Source organism: Phycobacter azelaicus (assembly GCF_014884385.1).
Classification (GTDB): Bacteria; Pseudomonadota; Alphaproteobacteria; order Rhodobacterales; family Rhodobacteraceae; genus Phycobacter; species Phycobacter azelaicus.
Window position 1 is genome coordinate 1,874,061 of sequence record NZ_WKFH01000003.1, and the last position, 17,554, is coordinate 1,891,614.

Here is a 17,554-nt window from a genome sequence, read left to right on the forward strand (position 1 = left end):
GGTTAAGACTGGTGCGCAGACGAGAGCCCCCAAAGGACCCCAAGAGGACGCCAATGACCTTCCGTTCCCCCGTTAGCGAGTATGAATTCCTGCTCAGCCACATTCTGGACTTCGATCAGATCGCAGCGACCGAGCGATTTGCCGAGGCGTCGGACGACATGGTCTCGGCGATCCTTACCGAAGCGGGAAAGATGTGTGACGAGGTGATGGTGCCGCTGCAGCGACCAGGGGACCTGAACCCGGCGCGGCTGGAAAACGGCGTGGTGCGGACGTCGCCGGGGTTCGCGGAAGGCTGGAAAGCGATTGCCGAGGGCGGCTGGCTTGGCATGAGCGCGCTTCAGGAACAGGGTGGTATGGGGCTGCCGATGACCCTTACCTCGGCGGTGAATGAAATGATGTCGGGCGCTTGCCTGTCTTTGCAGCTCGCGCCGCTGATGAATCAGGGTCAGATCGAAGCGCTGGAGCATCATGCAAGCGATACGCTGAAAGCGCTCTACTTGCCGAAACTGATCTCGGGCGAATGGAGCGCGACCATGAATCTGACCGAGCCGCAGGCCGGATCGGATGTGGGCGCGCTCAGCTCCAAGGCGGTGTCCAACGGTGACGGAACCTATGCGATCTCCGGACAGAAAATCTACATCTCCTGGGGGGACAATGATTTCACCGGGAATGTCTGCCATCTGGTTCTGGCGCGCCTGCCGGACGGGGGGGCGGGCACCAAGGGGATCTCGCTGTTCCTGGTGCCCAAGTTCCTGCCGGATGAAAATGGCGAAGCGGGTCCGGCAAACAGTCTCAAGGTGGTCAGCCTTGAGCACAAGCTGGGTCTTCACGGCAGCCCGACCTGCGTGATGCAGTATGACGGGGCCACCGGCTGGCTGGTGGGCGAGGAACATGGCGGCATGGCGGCCATGTTTACCATGATGAACAATGCGCGTCTTGGGGTTGGCGCACAGGGTGTCGGTGTGGCCGAGGCAGCCTATCAAAAGGCGCTGGCCTATGCGCTGGAGCGCAAACAGGGCAAGACCCCGTCGGGGGTCATCGCAGATCATGCGGATGTGCGCCGCATGCTGATGGAGATGAAGGCCGATGTCTTTGCGGCCCGCGCGATCCTTCTGGCCTGCGCCCATGCCATCGACATGGCCACTGCAACCGAAGAGCCGCTCTGCAAGGCCCGTGCGGCCTTCCTGACACCGATTGCCAAGGCATTTGGAACGGATGTCGGGATCCGTGTGTCGGAAACCGGTGTGCAGGTGCACGGCGGCATGGGTTTCATTGAGGAAACAGGCGCCGCGCAGTTCTGCCGCGACGTGCGGGTGAGTGCGATCTACGAGGGCACCAATGGCATTCAGGCCATGGACCTCGTGGCCCGCAAAATGATGGACGGCGGCGATATGGCCAACCGGCTGATGGACGAGATTGAAGAGCAGGCGGAACGCGCCCGCCCGGTCTATCCCAACATGGCCGAGGCGGTCTGGCAGGCTTGCGAAAGCCTGCGCGAGGCGACTGACTGGCTGGTGGCACAAGAAGACCTGCAGAACCGCTTTGCCGGGGCGGTGCCTTATCTGCGCGCCTTTGCCCGCGTGCTGGGCGGTCACTATCACCTCGCCGCGGCCATGGCGGATCAGGGCGGCGCGCGCGAAAAACTGGCGCGCTTCTACATCAAGCGGATGCTGCCCGAACATGCGGGCCTGTTGCAGCACGCGCAGGAAGGCGTCGAAGGGGTGATGGCACTCACCCTTGAAGAGTTGGCGCACTGATGGCCTCTGTTCCCGAAGTCGGCCCGCGCACCCCCTGGGAAGAGCCGCCCGCAACCGGCGACGCGATCGAGGTGGCCGAGGGTGTCCTTTGGATGCGCCAGCCGCTGCCGATGAAGCTCGACCACGTCAATGTCTATGCCTTTGACGAGGGCGACAGCTGGACGGTGGTCGATACCGGTTTCAACACGAAGAAAAGTCGCGGCATCTGGGAGGCGCTGATGGCGGGCCCGCTGAAGGGCAAGCCGGTTTCCCGCGTGGTCGCGACGCACCACCATCCCGACCACATCGGCCTTGCGGGCTGGTTTCAGTCCGAATATGGCGCCGAACTGGTTACCACCCGTACCGCCTGGTTGTTTTCCCGCATGCTGACGCTGGATGTGCAGGAAACCTGGCCCGAGGAAACCCTCGCGTATTATCGCAGTGCCGGTATGGACAGGGATATCTACGATCAGCGCGTCGCCGAGCGACCCTTCAATTTTTCCGACACGGTCTATCCGATGCCGCTGGGCTTTACCCGGATCAAGCAGGATGACGTGTTTCGCATGGGCGGGCGCGACTGGGATGTGCACATGGGAAACGGGCACTCGCCCGAGCATGCGACCTTCTGGAGCCGCGACGACAATCTGGTGATCACCGGCGATCAAATCCTGTCTTCGATCAGCCCCAACATCGGCGTCTATGCGACTGAGCCCATGGCAGACCCGCTTGGCGAATGGCTTGAGGCCTGCGAGCGGCTGGCGCCGCTGGCGCGCCACGACCATCTGGCGCTGGGCGGGCACAAGCTGCCGTTTTCGCGCCTGCCGCTGCGCATGCGGCAGCTGATCGATAACCACCACGGTGCGCTTGAACGGCTGATGGAGCACCTCGATACTCCGCGCACGGCGGCAGAGTGCTTCTCTCCCCTGTTCAAGCGGACCATCGGCGCCGGTGAGTACGGTCTTGCGCTGGTTGAAGCCGTGGCGCATGTCAATCATCTCTACCACACGGACCAGGTTAGCCGCATCCAGCGCGAGGATGGCGCCTGGCTCTATCAGCGCAAGTAACCGGCATCGAGACAGGCATGCGAGGCCGCGAAAGGGTGGCGACATATGAGCGACAAGATCCACAGCAGTATCGAGACCAGCGCTGAAATCGCCGAGGCGGCAATCCTGCCTCAGGTGCACGAGGTCCACTGCGATCCCAAACCCGGTCAGACCGGCCCGGTCCTGCCAAAGGCCATGCAGAAACCTGCCGAGGCCAAAAGCCCCGCCCGCTGGGCCTATGAGCGGATGATCCTCTATATTCAGAACTTCGAAGAACAGCTCGACAGCGAACAAGAGGTCGCTATGGGCTTTGCCGGGGGCGATGCCGGTGTCATGCGCATCGAAGGCATGGGTTATTTCGACCCTGATATCGTGACCTTCTATGGTTCGGACAGCTCAGGCACCCGTACCCAGCTTGTGCAGCACGTCACCCAGCTGAACGTGATGCTGCGGGCCCTGCCCAAGGCGCAGCCCGAAACCCCTGCCACCCGGATAGGTTTCCGTCTGGCCCGCGATCTGGAAGAGGGCCGCGATTCGGAGGGGTAAGATCCGCGCATCGATACGCCCCGCACCAGCGCGTCAGCATGGCAAATGCGCCGCAGGAGGCGCGATTTTCGCATGGATGCGCCCTATTGACGTCGTGACAGGGCGCGGGAATTCCAGTATCCACGGGCAAAACACACGCGAATAGGATATCGACACATGGCTGAGCATAAACCCGGATCCATGGACATCACCGTTCAGGAGCAGACCTACGCAGGGTTCATCAAGTTTACCGTGCGCTTCTGCATTTTCCTGGCCTTTCTTGCAGTCTTCCTTGCGGTTTTCGCGACCTGATCTGCGGTCTGTGTGATGAGTAAACCAGTGCTGCGACTGGCGCTTTTGGCGTCACTCGCAGGAGGAAGCATGGTGCTGTCGGGCTGCGGCGCGCAGCCTCAGCCCAATGCAGATCATGCAACCCTTGAAAGGGTTGCATACCGTCACGACGGCCCTCCCAAGCTGACCCTTTATACGATGGTCAACAACCGCACCGGGCAGGGCGGGCACACTTCGCTGATGGTCAATGCGTCTGAACGCGTGATCTTTGATCCCGCAGGCTCTTTCTATGCCGACGTCGTTCCCGAGCGGAACGATGTGCTGTACGGGATCACCCCAGCGGTGGAAAAGGCCTACCGCGGCTCGCACGCCCGCAGCACCCATCACGTTCTGGTACAGGAAATTCCAGTTACGCCTGAGCAGGCACAGCTTGCCTATGAGCTTGTCGTCAGCAATGGTCGGGTGCCGGGTGCCTATTGCGCCAATGCCACCGCATCGGTGCTGAAGAAAATCCCCGGCTTTGAGGATATCAAGGTCACCTTCTACCCCGTGAAACTGGCAGAGCAGATCGCTCAGGTTCCGGGTGTGACCGAGACGCGCTATTACGAGAACGACAGCGCCGATCTGCAGGTGGGCCTCGCGCGTAACAATGCGATCCTGAACGGTGAATAAGGCCTTTTCCGGTCTCGTTTAGCCCCCAAAATACAGCAGCAGGACAAAGGACGCCGCTCCGGTGCCCATGGCAAACAGCACGTTCCGGGTGATGTATCCAACAGCCAGCGTCAGCGCCGCAACCGCCACATGGGGCAAGCTGGGTGTGCCGCCCGTGGGCGCAGGCCAGGCCACCAGAGGGGTGACCAGTGCGGGGATGATGGCAACGGCGGTATAGCGCAGGTGCCGCATCAGCCAGTCCGGCATGGCGCGCCCGCCGACAAGTCCGATGAAGGCAAAGCGCAACAGGTAGCTGCCGACCGCGAGGCCAATGATCGCGGTCCACAGGGTCACGGGATCTATTTCACTCATTGGCTGGTCTCCCTTCTGCGCCGCTCAAACCAGACCTCGGCCCTGGCCCCTGCCATCATTCCTGCAAGGCCCGCAACGATCAGGCCAAGGTTATAAGGCAGCGCGGCGGCGGGCAGGGCGGTGACAACGGCCACGAAACAGGCCACAACATGGGCGGGGGTACGCAGCATCGGTCCGATCATCGCCAGAAACGCGAGCGGCAGCACGAAATCCAGTCCCCAGCTGTCCGGAACCTGCGCGCCGATCATCGCGCCGGTCACGGTCGCCGCCATCCAGCCCGGCGCCACCAGCCCGTTGGTGCCAAAGAAATAGGCCATACGTTCCGGCACCGACATCTCGGGTTCGCTTTCGAATTTCACGATCGACAGGGCGTAGGACTGGTCCACCGTGAAATAGGCGGCAATGGCCCGCTGCCACAGCGGAGCCGACCCCAGATAGGGGGTGAGAGAGGCCGAGTACATCGCCACCCGCAGGTTCACCGCAAGGGCCGAGATCAGCACGATGAGAATCGGTGCACTTTCCTGCATCAGTTGAAGGGCGGTGAACTGAGCCGATCCGGCGAATACAGCAAGCGAGAAGGTCAGAGCCTCGGGGACAATCAGTCCCGCCTCGGCTGCTAGCACGCCGAACAACAGCCCAAAAGGTCCCGAGACCAGAAGAAACGGCGCGCCGTCCCGCACGCCTCTCCAAAAGGCCGATTTCGTGGTGGTTATCGCCATTTGCCCGTCCTAAGTTGAGCCGCACCATGGGGTTGCGCCACTGGCCTATGGGGGATTGGGGAGGTTTGCAATTGGCAAAAGCGGAAGATCACGCAGAGTATATCATAGCGCCCGCGCCGCAGAACGGGCGGCTGACCCGCGCCGTGACGGGCGTCGATCATACGGGTGCCACCAGTGAGATTTCCGTGGTCGAGGAACGCCCCTTGACCATTTACCTGAACCGGCAGGAGATCGTCACCGCCATGACCATCGGGGACTACCCGGAATACCTGGCGCTGGGGTTCCTGCGCAACCAGGGCATGCTGCGCGACGATGATGTCATCACCGGCGTCGACTACGACGAAGAGCTGGAAACCGCCGTGGTGCGCACCGAGGTGGAAACCAGTTACGAGGAAAAGCTGCAGAAAAAGACCCGCACCTCGGGCTGCGCCGTGGGCACCGTCTTTGGCGACATGATGGAGGGGCTTGAGGACGTGCGCCTGCCTGCCACGCCGGTGCGCACATCGTGGCTTTATGCGCTGGCCCACAAGATCAACCGCACGCCCTCCCTCTATCTGGAGGCGGGCGCGATCCACGGCACTGTGCTGTGCCATCAGGAACGCCCTCTGGTCTACATGGAGGACGTGGGCCGCCACAACGCAGTGGACAAGATCGCGGGTTGGATGCTCTCCACCGGGAGCGATCCATCGGACAAGATCCTCTACACCACCGGGCGGCTGACCTCGGAGATGGTGATCAAGACGGCGATGATGGGCATCCCGGTGCTGGTTTCGCGTTCGGGCTTCACCGCCTGGGGGGTAGAGATCGCCCGCGAGGTCGGCCTGACCCTGATTGGCCGGATGCGCGGGCAGCGGTTCATTTGCCTGTCGGGAGAGGACCGTCTGGAGCGCGACGTGGATCCCGCATCCATGCCGCAGGAAGACAAGAAACATCGCAGAAAGAGCGCGGGATAATGGCGATAGTGCGGGTATCAAGCGTCTCTATGGGGAATAGTGGATGGCGCCTATGAACGAACTGATTTTGGATCTGTTGGGGCCGTTCCCGTTGTTTTTTGCCCCATTGTTTATATGGGTTGCGTTACATTTTTTTGTTTGGTTCCTCTATTGGCAACCAATCGCCATGGAACTGGGTGTATCGTTCTGGGACCGCTCAGCCTCCCGTAGGGTGCTTTTTCGAGGGATACGCGGCGGATCCGAAGCGCTGCGCAGTAAGGTGAAAACCTGCAGGTTAGCGTTTATGGCTAGCCATGTAGGCTTTTTTGCATTTGTCTTTTTCATGATGGGGTTTGAGGGGTTCGCTTATCTTTTCACCTTATTTCTGGCAGCAGTCGTGTTGAGCAAACCGTACGATGTCGAGGGAGGCCGAGCATGACCAAACCTCTCGGCGTGATCCTTGCGGGCGGTCTGGCCACGCGCATGGGCGGTGGTGACAAGGGGCTCTTGAACATCGGCGGGCAAAGCCTTTTGTCCCGCGTCATCGACCGGCTGTCGCCGCAGGTGGCGGGCCTTGCGCTCAATGCCAATGGCGACCCGGACCGCTTTTCTGATCTTGGCCTGCCGGTGGTGGCCGACAGCATCGAAGGTTTTGCCGGACCGCTGGCAGGTGTTCTGGCGGGGCTCGACTGGGCTGCGGAACAAGGTGCAGACGCCATCGTGACCGCCGCCGCCGATACGCCTTTCTTCCCGACTGATCTGGTCGACCGGCTGGTCGCGGCCTCTGCGGGGCAAGTGCACCCTCTGGTGCTGGCAACAACGCCCCGCACCGGGGATGAGCTGAAATCCGGCGGGCGCAGCCGTGTGAACCGCCATCCCACATTTGGCCTCTGGCCGGTGGCCCTGCGCGATGATCTGCGCGCGGCGCTCAATGATGGCCTGCGCAAGGTGGTGCTATGGACCGATGCGCACGCGGGCCGCGAGGCGCTGTTTGACGCCACCCACTTTGATCCCTTTTTCAACGTGAACACGCCCGAGGATCTGGCGCGTGCGGAAAGACTGCTGAGATGAAGATATACGGAGTGACCGGCTGGAAAAATGCCGGAAAAACGGGCCTGATGGAGCGCCTGGTGGCCGAGTTCTGCGCCCGTGGCCTGACGATTTCCACCCTGAAACATGCGCACCACAGCACCGATGTGGACCAGCCCGGCACCGACAGTCACCGCCACCGCGAGGCGGGCGCCTCGGAGGTGCTGCTGGCTTCGCCCAACCGGGTTGCCATCATGCAAGAGCTGCGCGGCGCGCCGGAGCCGTCCTTTACCGAACTGCTCTCCCGGATGCGCCCGGTGGATCTGGTGCTGGTCGAAGGCTTCAAGCGTGAAGCCCATCCAAAGATCGAAGCCTATCGCACCAGTGCCGGAAATCCGCTGATCGCCTCGGGCGACAGCAGTATCCGGGCGGTGGCCAGTGACATCCCGCTGGATCTGGACCGGCCGGTCTTTGACCTGGATGACACCAAGGCCATCGCCGATTTCATCGCGACCGAACTGGGCTTGTGAGAGGGTTCGATACCTTCGTGATGGTGGATTGGTCCGGCGGCAACGACACCGGACCCCGCCCGCGCCGCGATGCGATCTGGGCCTGTCTCGCGGATCGCGATGGTGCGCGTGAGCCGCACTATTTTCGCAATCGTGTCCGGGTTGAAGACTGGCTCTGCGCTCAGGTCGAAGAGGCCCTCAGCTTGGGTCGACGGCTTTGCATCGGCTTTGACTTCCCTTTTGGCTATCCGGCGGGATTTGCAGCTGAACTGACGGGGCAGGGCGATCCTCTGACCTTGTGGGAATGGTTCGCGGCGCGTGTCGAGGATACGCCAAAGGCCAACAACCGCTTTGACCTGGCCGGATCGATCAATCGCCAGTTTGGCGGTCAGGGCCCGTTCTGGGGCAATGGGCTCAAGCGCGACATAGACGGGCTGCCGCGGAACAAGCTTGGATACCGGAACCCCTTTGCCGAGCGGCGCGCGGTCGAAGCTCTGGCGCGGGGCACATTTACCTGCTGGCAAATGGCCGGTGCAGGCTCTGTTGGCGGACAGTTGATGATGGGTCTGCCTGTGCTGTCCCGCCTGCGCCATCGCTTTGCACCCAATGTTGCGGCTTGGCCGTTCGAGACCCTGAACAAGCCGATTGCTTTGGTGGAGATCTGGCCATCTTTGACGGTGGATCAGCCGCCGGCAGGAATGATCAAGGATGCCTGGCAGGTGCAGCAGGTGGCACTGGAACTTGCCCGTCGCCCTGTGGCAGAACTGAGCCGAATGCTTGATGTCACCGCCCCGGAAGAGGGCTGGATCCTGGGAGTGTTGCCGATATGACCCTGAAACCGCCGCCCTTGCGGGATGATTGCTTTGCCCTGCCTGCGGGTGTGAACTGGACCCCGGTAGCGGACGCACTGGCGTTGCTCCGTGACCGGTTGGCGCCGGTGACCGGGATCGAGACGGTGCTGTTGGATCAGGCGGTGGGCCGGGTGCTGGCAAGCGATGTCGTTGCGCGGCGTTCTAATCCGCCGCAACCAAACACTGCCGTGGATGGCTATGGCTTTCAAGGCCCCGCACCCGAGGGGTCTCAGGTGATGGACCTTGTGGAAGGCCGCGCTGCGGCCGGTGTGCCTTTTGTGGGTGAGGTGCCGCCGGGCAAGGCGATCCGTATCCTGACCGGCGCTGCTTTGCCTGAGGGGGTCGATACAGTGATCCTGGAAGAGGACGTGACCACCGATGGACGCCAGATCGCCTTTCACGGGCCCTTGAAGCAGGGCGCCAACACCCGCCGCGCCGGAGAGGATGTGACGCAGGGCGATGTGATCCTACCTGCGGGACGTGTCGTGACACCCGCCGATCTTGCGCTAGCGGCGGCGACCGGCATTGCGGAATTGCCCTTGCGCAAGGCGCTCAGGGTGGGAGTGCTGTCTACCGGGGATGAGCTGCGCGAAGCGGGCGCGCCTGCGGGGCTTGGCCAGATTTATGATGCCAACCGTCCGATGCTTTTGGCCCTATTGCGTCAGATCGGAGTGGTGCCAGTGGACCTGGGGCGCGTCGGCGATGACCGCGCCGCCCTGCGTGCGCGTCTGGATGAGGCGGCGGGGCAAGTGGATGTGATGCTGACCAGTGGCGGCGCCTCTGCGGGGGATGAGGATCACGTCTCGGCCCTGTTGCGCGAGGCGGGCGCCATGCAGGAATGGCGCATCGCCCTGAAACCCGGGCGGCCCCTGGCGCTTGGGCTTTGGCAGGGGGTGCCGGTCTTTGGATTGCCGGGCAATCCGGTTGCCGCTCTTGTCTGCACATTGATCTTTGCCCGCCCCGCCATGGGGGTTCTGGCTGGCACAGGCTGGAAGGAGCCGCAAAGCTTCGAAGTGCCTGCAGCCTTTGAGAAAAGGAAAAAGCCGGGGCGGAGGGAGTACCTGCGCGCCCGCATCCGAGACGGGCATGCCCAGGTGTTCAAATCCGAGGGTTCGGGGCGGATCAGTGGCCTTAGCTGGGCTGAAGGGCTGGTGGAGCTTGGCGATGGCGCTGCGCATATCCAGCCCGGTGACCCGGTGCGTTTCCTCCCCTATGGCAGTTTCACTCTGTAGAGACCGTTGAAAACGGAGCGATGTGCTCCCGCCCATTCGGTGTCATTGCAGGCAATGACCTTCATGGTTGGGCCGGGCGCCCTGCGATGCAGGGCGTGGGGGGCAGCCGCGCCGCGCCCCGCGCGGCGCTGAGCCCAACGGGAGAGCGGCAATCTGTTGATTGCTGCGATCCAGGCGGGAGCACACCGCTTTTTGGTGAAGGTGTAGCTGCTTTAGTCGAAGGTGCCTGCGACACGGCCCACGAGCATGAACGCACGGGCGGTGCGGGTGTCTCCGAGGGCCGAGATCTCACTGTCGCTCGCCTCGGTTTCGAATTCTGCGAACATCTGATCAAAGCGGCGCAGGAAGTGATGCGCGGCATCGCGGAAAATCGGATCCTGTTTCATCCGCGCGGCGGTCAGCGCGAGCGAGGTTCGATCGCGAATGCCGCCAAGGGCCGCCACAGCGCGACCACGCGCGCCTTGCGCAAATTGACGCCAGATCTCGGGGCGGGCCATGTCGGGCCGCAGGTCGTCCATATAGATCCCGTCCTGGCTGAGCAGGGTCAGAACATCCTGTGCCGCCTGGATGACCTGCGCGGCCTTGCGATCCTTGAGCGCCGCGCGCAGGGCGGAGAAGCCTTCTTCGTCCTCGGCGGTTTCCGGGAAGTTGAGTGCGCGAATGAATTGGTCCATCGCCAGCGGTGGGCTTATCTCTTCCGATGGTGTGCCAAGGGCCAGCGTGCCCTGATCGGCTGCGGCCATTTGCGCCGCCTCGGCAGGGATCGCAGGGCGCGGTGCCGTGCGGCGGCTGCTTTGGAAGGTGGCAAGCGCACTTTCCGTTTTACGCGTGGCTTCGGCAATTTCTTCCAGCTTCTTGGCCACGGAAGGCTCTGCCACGGCAGAGGCCTGCTGAGCGTGGGTCAGATAGCTGTGCCGCAGCCCGTCAACCGCCGCCTGCAGGCGCTGAGTTTCTCCCTGGATGATCCGAACTGAGCGAAGCACCACGGCACCGACCCAAAGCAGGGCCAAGGGAAGGAACACCGCCAGCGCATTCAATACCCAGTCGCCCCAGTCGCCTGAGCCTTCACCCTCGGACGGAACCAGCAGAAAGGCTGCAAGCACGCCGAGTGCCCAGAGGGCGCCCAGAAGGATCGCAACGGTTTCCGCGCCGCCCAGCGCCGGAGATGTCGGGCGCTCTAGCGTGCCAAACGGTTGGCCGGTCATAGGCTTTTTACTGGGTTCCGAAGCGGTCATGGCGGGCGGAAATCCCCTTGTTCACGAATAGACGATCTTCAAAATTTCATATGCGCGCTCTCCACCTGGGGTGCGCACCTCCACACTGTCGCCTTCTTCCTTGCCAATCAAGGCCCGGGCAATGGGAGATTTGATGTTCAAAAGGCCTGCTTCGATATTGGCTTCGTGTTCGCCGACGATTTGCCAGGTCTTTTCCTCATCGGTATCTTCGTCCACCACTGTGACCCGTGCGCCGAACTTGACCGAGCCGGACAGCTTGGAGGGGTCGATCACATCGGCAAGGCTCAGCAGTCCTTCCAGCTCTTTGATCCGGCCCTCAATGAAAGACTGTTTTTCGCGGGCTGAGTGATACTCAGCGTTCTCTGACAAGTCGCCAAGCTCGCGCGCTTCGGCGATGGCCTGAATGATGGCCGGGCGTTCTACGGATTTCAGGTTTTTCAGTTCCGCTTCCAGGGCCTGAAAGCCCTTTGGGGTCATCGGGATCTTTTCCATTGTCTGGTCCGCTTTCGTCTGGTCGTTCTTTGCTTATGGTTGTTGTCTTATGAACGTCGCAGCCCCGCCGCAGGGGCGGCGGGGCGTAGGCTCGGGTTGCCAATTACCTGACCCAATCACGGGACCAAATGCAAGAGGGAGCAGACGCGGCGGGCAGAGTTTTGCTGCGAACCTCGCGGCTTGTGGCAGTTTCTATCGATTGGCGCCTTTCCGAGGCGGCAGCGGATCACAGACCGGAGAATGCCGCTCTATGCGCCAGAAACTCTGCTGATCCCGGTCGCGGCGGACCTTGTACCTGTCCTGGCTCTGGGCCAGGCGCATCATATCAATCGTATTGAACAAGCTCATATTCCACTCCTTCATTGTCCAGGAAATAGAACCTCCGGCCGGGTTCGTAATCGGCGTGGTTGATCGGTCTGAAGCCCGCCTCCTTGACGGCTGCTTCGGCGCGGTCAAGGTCATCGACGATCAGGGCCAGATGGTTGAGCGCACCCTTGTTGGCGTATCGGGGCAAAGTGTCCTTGATGTCCTCGGGCGGTGAGTAAAGTGCCATGTAGCTGTCTTTGTTGCCCACATGCACGGAATAGCCGCCATGTATGGCGGGGCCCTCCCAGCGGATGTGCCAGCCAAAGACTTTTTCCATCCAGGCTGCGGTGGCATGAGGGTCGGCGACGCAGACGTTCGCATGTTCAAGAATGGCTGTCATTTCGAATCTCCTTTGATCTCATCTGACTCTGGTGTAATTTCTCAACCTAACTTTAGATCAAGCTTTTTCTGCATGAAGGAGACGTTCGATATGGCACGCACGGCAGGGGTTTCGATTGGCTATCTGGCAGAGCGCACGGGGCTCGCCGTTTCCGCCATCCGCTACTACGAGGCGCAGGGGCTGGTGGAGCCCTGGCGCAATGCAGGCGGGCAGCGGCGGTTTCATCGCTCGGACCTGAGGCGGCTCAGCTTTGTGATGATTGCGCAGCAGTTCGGGTTCTCCCTGCCGGAAATTCGGGGTTTCCTCAAAAGCCTGCCGGGGGGGCGCACCCCCACACAAGAGGACTGGGCGGCGATCTCGGGGGATTTCCGCGAGCATCTCGACCGGCGAATCGAGACCCTTTTAAAGCTGCGCGACAATTTGGACGGCTGCATCGGCTGTGGCTGCCTGTCCCTGCCCAGATGTGCGCTATATAATCCGCAGGATAAGGCGGCTGAGAAGGGCTCTGGCCCGCGCTACCTGTTGGGAGACAGCCCCGAGGCTGGACCGGAGGCTCAAAATGAGGGGGAGAAGGGGTGAAATGGGTATGAAATGCGCGCAAAACGCTCTTCTGCGGGAATGTAACGCAGAGTATCCATTGACCTTGCCTTTCTGCAGCCGCTAAGCAACCGCGAAAGAAAATTGCGCCCAGGACCATCTGTCCGGTGCGGACAGACACGAACGATAGCCAAGGAGCACATCATCTATGGCCGAGATTGAACGCGAAGCGATGGAATATGACGTTGTGATCGTCGGAGCCGGCCCTGCTGGCCTGTCGGCGGCGATCCGTCTGAAACAGCTGGACAGCGACCTGGATGTCGTGGTGCTGGAAAAAGGCTCTGAAGTGGGCGCGCATATTCTGTCGGGCGCGGTTCTGGATCCCTGCGGCCTGGACGCGCTGATCCCCGACTGGAAGGAAAAGGGCGCGCCGCTCAACACGCCGGTCACCGAAGACAACTTCTACATGATGGGCGAAGCGGGCGAGGTTCGGATCCCCAACTTCCCGATGCCCCCGCTGATGAACAATCACGGCAACTACATCGTCTCCATGGGCAATGTCTGCCGCTGGATGGCTGAGCAGGCCGAGGAATTGGGCGTCGAGATTTTCCCGGGCATGTCCTGTTCCGAACTGATCTATGGCGACAGTGGTGAGGTCAAAGGTGTTGTCGCCGGTGTCTTTGGCCTTGAACCCGATGGATCCTACGGTCCCAACACCGAGCCGGGTATGGAACTGCACGGCAAATATGTCTTCCTGTCCGAAGGCGTGCGCGGGTCGTTGTCCAAGGAAGTGATCGCAAAATACGGTCTGTCCGATGGCAAGGAGCCGCAGAAATATGGCGTCGGCATGAAAGAGATCTGGGAGATCGACCCGGCCAAGCACAAGGAAGGCACTGTTACCCACACCATGGGCTGGCCGCTGAATTCCAACGCGGGCGGCGGCTCCTTCATCTACCACCTGGAGAATAACCAGGTTTACGTGGGCTTCGTGGTGCACCTGAACTACAAGAACCCGCACCTTTACCCCTACATGGAATTCCAGCGGTTCAAGCATCACCCGATGGTCGCCGAGCTGCTGAAAGGCGGCAAGCGCGTCGCCTATGGCGCCCGTGCCATCACCGAGGGCGGCTGGCAGTCGATGCCGAAGCTCGTGGCGCCCGGTGTTGCGCTTCTGGGCTGCGCTGCGGGCATGGTCAACGTGCCGCGCATCAAGGGCAACCACAACGCCATGCTGTCGGGCAAAGCCGCAGCCGAGGCTGCCTATGACGCCATCAAGGCCGAGCGGTCCGGTGACGAACTTGCCGCCTATGAGACCTCGGTGCGCGAAGGCGCCATCGGCAAGGACCTCAAGATGGTGCGCAACGTCAAGCCGATGTGGTCGAAGTGGGGGCTGACTGCCTCCCTCGTTCTGGGCGGTCTGGACATGTGGACGAACAACATTCTCGGTCTGTCCGTCTTTGGCACCCTCGGTCACGGCAAGAACGACGCCGAAGCCACCGAAGAGGCCAGCAAACATCAGCCTATCGACTATCCGAAACCCGATGGCACCCTGTCGTTTGACCGTCTGACCAACGTCTCCTTTGCGATGACAAACCACGAGGAAAGCCAGCCCTGCCACCTACGCCTTGGCAATGCGGAAACGCCGATCTCGGTCAACCTGCCCAAGTACGACGAACCGGCGCAGCGTTACTGCCCGGCGGGCGTCTATGAGGTGCTGGAGAAGGATGGCAAGCCCGAGTTCGTGGTCAACTTCCAGAATTGCGTGCACTGCAAGACCTGCGACATCAAGGACCCGAGCCAGAACATCACGTGGACCACACCGCAGGGCGGCGACGGCCCGAACTATCCCAACATGTAAGGCATGGTGGGTAAATCCTGCTCTCTTTGGGCGGGTTTTTACCAGTCCTGCAACAAATACCGCAAAAGTGGGGCGCCCTTCGGGGCGCCCCATTGCGTGTCGGGCGCCTGCGGACTACCTTTTGGCAACGCTTCATCTGAAGCCATCCATCACCCTTGGGGGAGGTCTCTGTGCCTGTTCAAACTCTTCGCACCCTGTCATCCAAGGCGCTCATTGCGCTCGCAGTCTCGCTGACGGTGCCTTTCGTAATCCCAGCGCCCGTGCAGGCTGATGGCTTGGCCGGGGCCTATCTGGCCGGACGTGCCGCGACCTATGAAAGCGACTTTTCCGCCCAAGCGGAGTATTACACCCGTGCTTTGGTGCGCGATCCGAGCAATCCGGTGCTGATGGAGAATGTGGTATTCGCCCAACTGGCCCAGGGTCAGATCAAGCAGGCGATTCCGGTGGCACAGCGCCTGTGGCAGATGGAGCTGCGCAGTCAGGCCGCCAATATGGTCATGATCGCCGATTTCGCGCAGCGTGGTGCCTTTGTCGACATCCTGTCGCGTGATCTGTCGATCCGTGACATTCACCCGCTGGTGGATGGTCTTCTGACAGCCTGGGCCCATATGGGCGAAGGTGCAGTCTCTGCCGCTATGCAGAGTTTTGATACCCTCGCCAAGGACCAGAACCTGCGTCCCTATGTGCTTTACCATCAGGCCCTCGCCCTGGCTTCGGTCGGCGACTACAAGGGGGCTGAAGAGATGTTTGCAGCAGACGGCGAACAACTGACGCGCCTGTCACGCCAGTCCGTTCTGGCGCGGCTGCAGATCCTGTCGCAGCTGGGCGAGAACGAAAAGGCGCTTGAGGTTCTGAACGGCGCCTTCGGCACTGCCTTCGATCCAGCCATCGCGGATATCCGCAGCCGCCTCGTCGCCGGGGAGCCGCTCGGCTTTTCCATCGCGTCCACTCCGGTTGAGGGCATTGCCGAAGTCTTTTTCACCATGGGCTCGGCGCTGAATGGTCAGCAGCCGGGCGACTATGTGCTGATGTATGCGCGGATGGCGGCAGCACTGAACCCCTCTCATGTAGATGCGGTTCTGCTGAGCGCCGAATTGCTGGACGATCTTGGCCGCTTCCCGCTGTCGATTGCGACCTACAAGAAGGTGCCGCGTGATCATCCGGACTATTACGCAGCCGAGATGGGCCGGGCCGAGGCGTTGCGCCGGTCGGCAAAACCGGATGCCTCGGCGGAAGTCCTGAACCAGCTGGCCGAGACCTATCCCGATCTGCCGCAGGTTCACATCAGCCTTGGCGACCTGTTGCGGCAGCAGGAGGATTATGCCGGTGCAGTAAAGGCCTATGACAAGGCCTTGGCGCTGACGCCCGAGGACGCAAGCAGCCGCTGGTTCCTCTATTATGCCCGCGGGATTTGCCATGAACGCCTTGACATCTGGGACAAGGCAGAGGCCGACTTCCGCGCGTCCCTTGCGCTGGAGCCGGACCGTCCGCAGGTCTTGAACTACCTCGGGTACTCTCTTGTCGAAAAGCGCAAGAACCTCGATGAGGCGCTGGACATGATCGAACGCGCCGTCGCGGCGCGCCCCGATTCCGGATACATCGTCGACTCCCTTGGCTGGGTGCTGTACCGCCTCGGCCGTTATGATGAGGCTGTTGGCCATATGGAGCGTGCGGTCGAGTTGATGCCAGTGGACCCGGTGGTCAACGATCACCTCGGCGATGTCTTCTGGGCGGTGGGTCGCAAGCGCGAGGCAGAATTCCAGTGGAAGCGTGCGCTCTCCTTCATTCGTGCGGGCGAGGGGGACGGTGAGGCCGATCCGGACCGCATCCGTCGCAAGCTGGAGGTCGGACTGGACGTGGTTCTGGCGGAGGAAGGCGCGGAGCCCCTGAAGGTTGCCAATGGCGGTTGAGGCATTTGCCCCGGCCAAGATCAACCTGACCCTGCATGTGACTGGCCGCCGCGCCGATGGCTATCACCTTTTGGATTCTCTGGTGGCGTTTTGCGATGTGGGGGATGTGATCGGGGTGCGTTCGGCGCCGGAGCTGTCGATGCAAGTCACGGGGCCAAGGTCAGACGGCGTGCCGACGGATGCAAGCAATCTTGTTCTGCGTGCCGCAGAGTTGATGCGGCGCAAGGGGCAGGGCGCAGAGATCACGCTGGAGAAGCACCTGCCTGCCGCGGCCGGTATTGGTGGTGGATCCTCTGATGCGGCGGCGACCTTGCGCGCGCTCTCACAGCTTTGGAATGCCGACCTGCCGGAGCCTGCGGAATTGCTGTCCTTAGGCGCCGATGTGCCTGTTTGTATGGCGCCCGGGAGCTGGCGGATGGAGGGAATTGGCGAGAACCTCTCCCCTGCACCTGATCTGCCGCCCTGTGAGATCCTTTTGGTCAATCCCGGCGTTTCGGTTTCCACTCCGGCGGTGTTCCGCGCTCTGACCTCACCACAGAATGCGCCGATGCCAAAGGAACTGCCGCGATGGAACACGGCAGAGGACCTGGCGCAGTGGCTGTCCTCGCAGCGCAATGATCTGCAACTGCCCGCCGTGGAGCAGCATCCTGTGATTGCAACGGTGCTGGAAGAGCTGCGCAGGTCTGGCGCATTGCTTGCGGCCATGTCCGGCTCGGGGGCCACCTGCTTTGGGTTGTTTCCCGTTGGCAGTGCGCAGGCCCGGTTGGCCCGCGAGCGCCTGCGCAATGTCTATCCGAACTGGTGGGCCGCTTTGGGCCGAGTGATCTGAAACTGTCCGTCGCCGCGTGCTCCCGCGCCTGCGGCGGCGCAAACATCTGCGCCTGCGGGCGCGTGAAAGCCTGCTGTTTTGTGTTGGACCGGGGCGT

General features: G+C 61.9%; 20 protein-coding genes. 15 read left to right on the plus strand and 5 right to left on the minus strand.

Features of this window, described 5'->3' with window-relative positions:
- Positions 1 to 53 precede the first annotated feature (53 nt).
- The 5 genes from INS80_RS10115 (at position 54) to INS80_RS10135 (ending at position 4,267) form a co-directional block, all read left to right on the plus strand.
- Entirely contained in the window at positions 54 to 1,757 is a 1,704-nt protein-coding gene (locus tag INS80_RS10115; protein WP_192965514.1) for an acyl-CoA dehydrogenase, read from the plus strand.
- Entirely contained in the window at positions 1,757 to 2,800 is a 1,044-nt protein-coding gene (locus INS80_RS10120) for an MBL fold metallo-hydrolase (RefSeq protein ID WP_192965515.1), read from the plus strand. The genes INS80_RS10115 and INS80_RS10120 overlap by 1 nt, the downstream gene beginning before the upstream one ends.
- Before the next feature lie 45 nt (positions 2,801 to 2,845).
- Positions 2,846 to 3,325 carry a DUF6173 family protein gene (locus INS80_RS10125; protein ID WP_192965516.1) on the plus strand — a complete coding sequence of 160 codons (480 nt, stop codon included), beginning with the start codon at positions 2,846 to 2,848 and terminating at the stop codon, positions 3,323 to 3,325.
- 156 nt (positions 3,326 to 3,481) lie between these two features.
- Positions 3,482 to 3,616: an aa3-type cytochrome c oxidase subunit IV gene (locus INS80_RS10130; RefSeq protein WP_192965517.1), complete on the plus strand. Its 135-nt coding sequence runs from the start codon at positions 3,482 to 3,484 to the stop codon at positions 3,614 to 3,616.
- A gap of 15 nt (positions 3,617 to 3,631) precedes the next feature.
- Positions 3,632 to 4,267: a hypothetical protein gene (locus INS80_RS10135; RefSeq protein ID WP_192965518.1), complete on the plus strand. Its 636-nt coding sequence runs from the start codon at positions 3,632 to 3,634 to the stop codon at positions 4,265 to 4,267.
- An 18-nt stretch (positions 4,268 to 4,285) separates the two neighbouring features.
- Here INS80_RS10135 and INS80_RS10140 read toward each other — a convergent pair whose 3' ends face one another.
- Both INS80_RS10140 and INS80_RS10145 read right to left on the minus strand, forming a co-directional pair.
- The gene (locus tag INS80_RS10140; protein ID WP_192965519.1) at positions 4,286 to 4,618 is read right to left on the minus strand and encodes an AzlD domain-containing protein; all 333 of its coding nucleotides are present in this window, start codon (positions 4,616 to 4,618) and stop codon (positions 4,286 to 4,288) included.
- Complete coding sequence (locus INS80_RS10145; protein ID WP_192965520.1) at positions 4,615 to 5,337, minus strand: AzlC family ABC transporter permease; 723 nt, start codon at positions 5,335 to 5,337, stop codon at positions 4,615 to 4,617. The genes INS80_RS10140 and INS80_RS10145 overlap by 4 nt, the downstream gene beginning before the upstream one ends.
- A gap of 47 nt (positions 5,338 to 5,384) precedes the next feature.
- Between INS80_RS10145 and INS80_RS10150 the strand changes: the two genes are divergently transcribed.
- Genes INS80_RS10150 through INS80_RS10175 form a run of 6 tightly spaced genes read left to right on the plus strand, consistent with a single transcriptional unit; the run spans position 5,385 to position 9,890 of the window.
- Positions 5,385 to 6,290 (plus strand): formate dehydrogenase accessory sulfurtransferase FdhD, encoded by a 906-nt coding sequence (locus INS80_RS10150; protein ID WP_192967248.1) that lies wholly within the window; start codon positions 5,385 to 5,387, stop codon positions 6,288 to 6,290.
- 52 nt (positions 6,291 to 6,342) lie between these two features.
- Positions 6,343 to 6,708 (plus strand): hypothetical protein, encoded by a 366-nt coding sequence (locus INS80_RS10155; protein WP_192965521.1) that lies wholly within the window; start codon positions 6,343 to 6,345, stop codon positions 6,706 to 6,708.
- On the plus strand, positions 6,705 to 7,340 hold the full coding sequence (mobA, locus tag INS80_RS10160) for a molybdenum cofactor guanylyltransferase MobA (protein ID WP_192965522.1): 636 nt from the start codon (positions 6,705 to 6,707) through the stop codon (positions 7,338 to 7,340). Before INS80_RS10155 ends, mobA begins: the two co-directional genes overlap by 4 nt.
- Complete coding sequence (gene mobB / locus INS80_RS10165) at positions 7,337 to 7,828, plus strand: molybdopterin-guanine dinucleotide biosynthesis protein B (RefSeq protein ID WP_192965523.1); 492 nt, start codon at positions 7,337 to 7,339, stop codon at positions 7,826 to 7,828. The genes mobA and mobB overlap by 4 nt, the downstream gene beginning before the upstream one ends.
- Positions 7,825 to 8,637: a molybdopterin guanine dinucleotide synthesis gene (locus INS80_RS10170; protein ID WP_192965524.1), complete on the plus strand. Its 813-nt coding sequence runs from the start codon at positions 7,825 to 7,827 to the stop codon at positions 8,635 to 8,637. The genes mobB and INS80_RS10170 overlap by 4 nt, the downstream gene beginning before the upstream one ends.
- On the plus strand, positions 8,634 to 9,890 hold the full coding sequence (locus tag INS80_RS10175) for a molybdopterin-binding protein (RefSeq protein WP_192965525.1): 1,257 nt from the start codon (positions 8,634 to 8,636) through the stop codon (positions 9,888 to 9,890). Before INS80_RS10170 ends, INS80_RS10175 begins: the two co-directional genes overlap by 4 nt.
- Positions 9,891 to 10,102: 212 nt before the next feature.
- Here the strand turns inward: INS80_RS10175 and INS80_RS10180 are convergent, their stop codons facing one another.
- From INS80_RS10180 to INS80_RS10190, 3 genes are all read right to left on the minus strand, one after another.
- Positions 10,103 to 11,125 carry a hypothetical protein gene (locus tag INS80_RS10180; RefSeq protein ID WP_192965526.1) on the minus strand — a complete coding sequence of 341 codons (1,023 nt, stop codon included), beginning with the start codon at positions 11,123 to 11,125 and terminating at the stop codon, positions 10,103 to 10,105.
- Positions 11,126 to 11,146: 21 nt separating this feature from the next.
- Positions 11,147 to 11,617: a transcription elongation factor GreA gene (gene greA, locus INS80_RS10185; RefSeq protein ID WP_192965527.1), complete on the minus strand. Its 471-nt coding sequence runs from the start codon at positions 11,615 to 11,617 to the stop codon at positions 11,147 to 11,149.
- A 325-nt stretch (positions 11,618 to 11,942) separates the two neighbouring features.
- Positions 11,943 to 12,323, minus strand: coding sequence for a VOC family protein (locus INS80_RS10190; protein WP_192965528.1), 381 nt, complete (start codon positions 12,321 to 12,323; stop codon positions 11,943 to 11,945).
- A gap of 90 nt (positions 12,324 to 12,413) precedes the next feature.
- Between INS80_RS10190 and soxR the strand changes: the two genes are divergently transcribed.
- The 4 genes from soxR (at position 12,414) to INS80_RS10210 (ending at position 17,457) form a co-directional block, all read left to right on the plus strand.
- Positions 12,414 to 12,902 (plus strand): redox-sensitive transcriptional activator SoxR, encoded by a 489-nt coding sequence (gene soxR, locus INS80_RS10195; protein ID WP_192965529.1) that lies wholly within the window; start codon positions 12,414 to 12,416, stop codon positions 12,900 to 12,902.
- 166 nt (positions 12,903 to 13,068) lie between these two features.
- Positions 13,069 to 14,718: an electron transfer flavoprotein-ubiquinone oxidoreductase gene (locus tag INS80_RS10200; protein WP_192965530.1), complete on the plus strand. Its 1,650-nt coding sequence runs from the start codon at positions 13,069 to 13,071 to the stop codon at positions 14,716 to 14,718.
- Between the two features lie 170 nt (positions 14,719 to 14,888).
- Complete coding sequence (locus INS80_RS10205) at positions 14,889 to 16,628, plus strand: tetratricopeptide repeat protein (protein ID WP_192965531.1); 1,740 nt, start codon at positions 14,889 to 14,891, stop codon at positions 16,626 to 16,628.
- Positions 16,618 to 17,457, plus strand: coding sequence for a 4-(cytidine 5'-diphospho)-2-C-methyl-D-erythritol kinase (locus tag INS80_RS10210; protein ID WP_192965532.1), 840 nt, complete (start codon positions 16,618 to 16,620; stop codon positions 17,455 to 17,457). The genes INS80_RS10205 and INS80_RS10210 overlap by 11 nt, the downstream gene beginning before the upstream one ends.
- Positions 17,458 to 17,554: the final 97 nt, after the last annotated feature.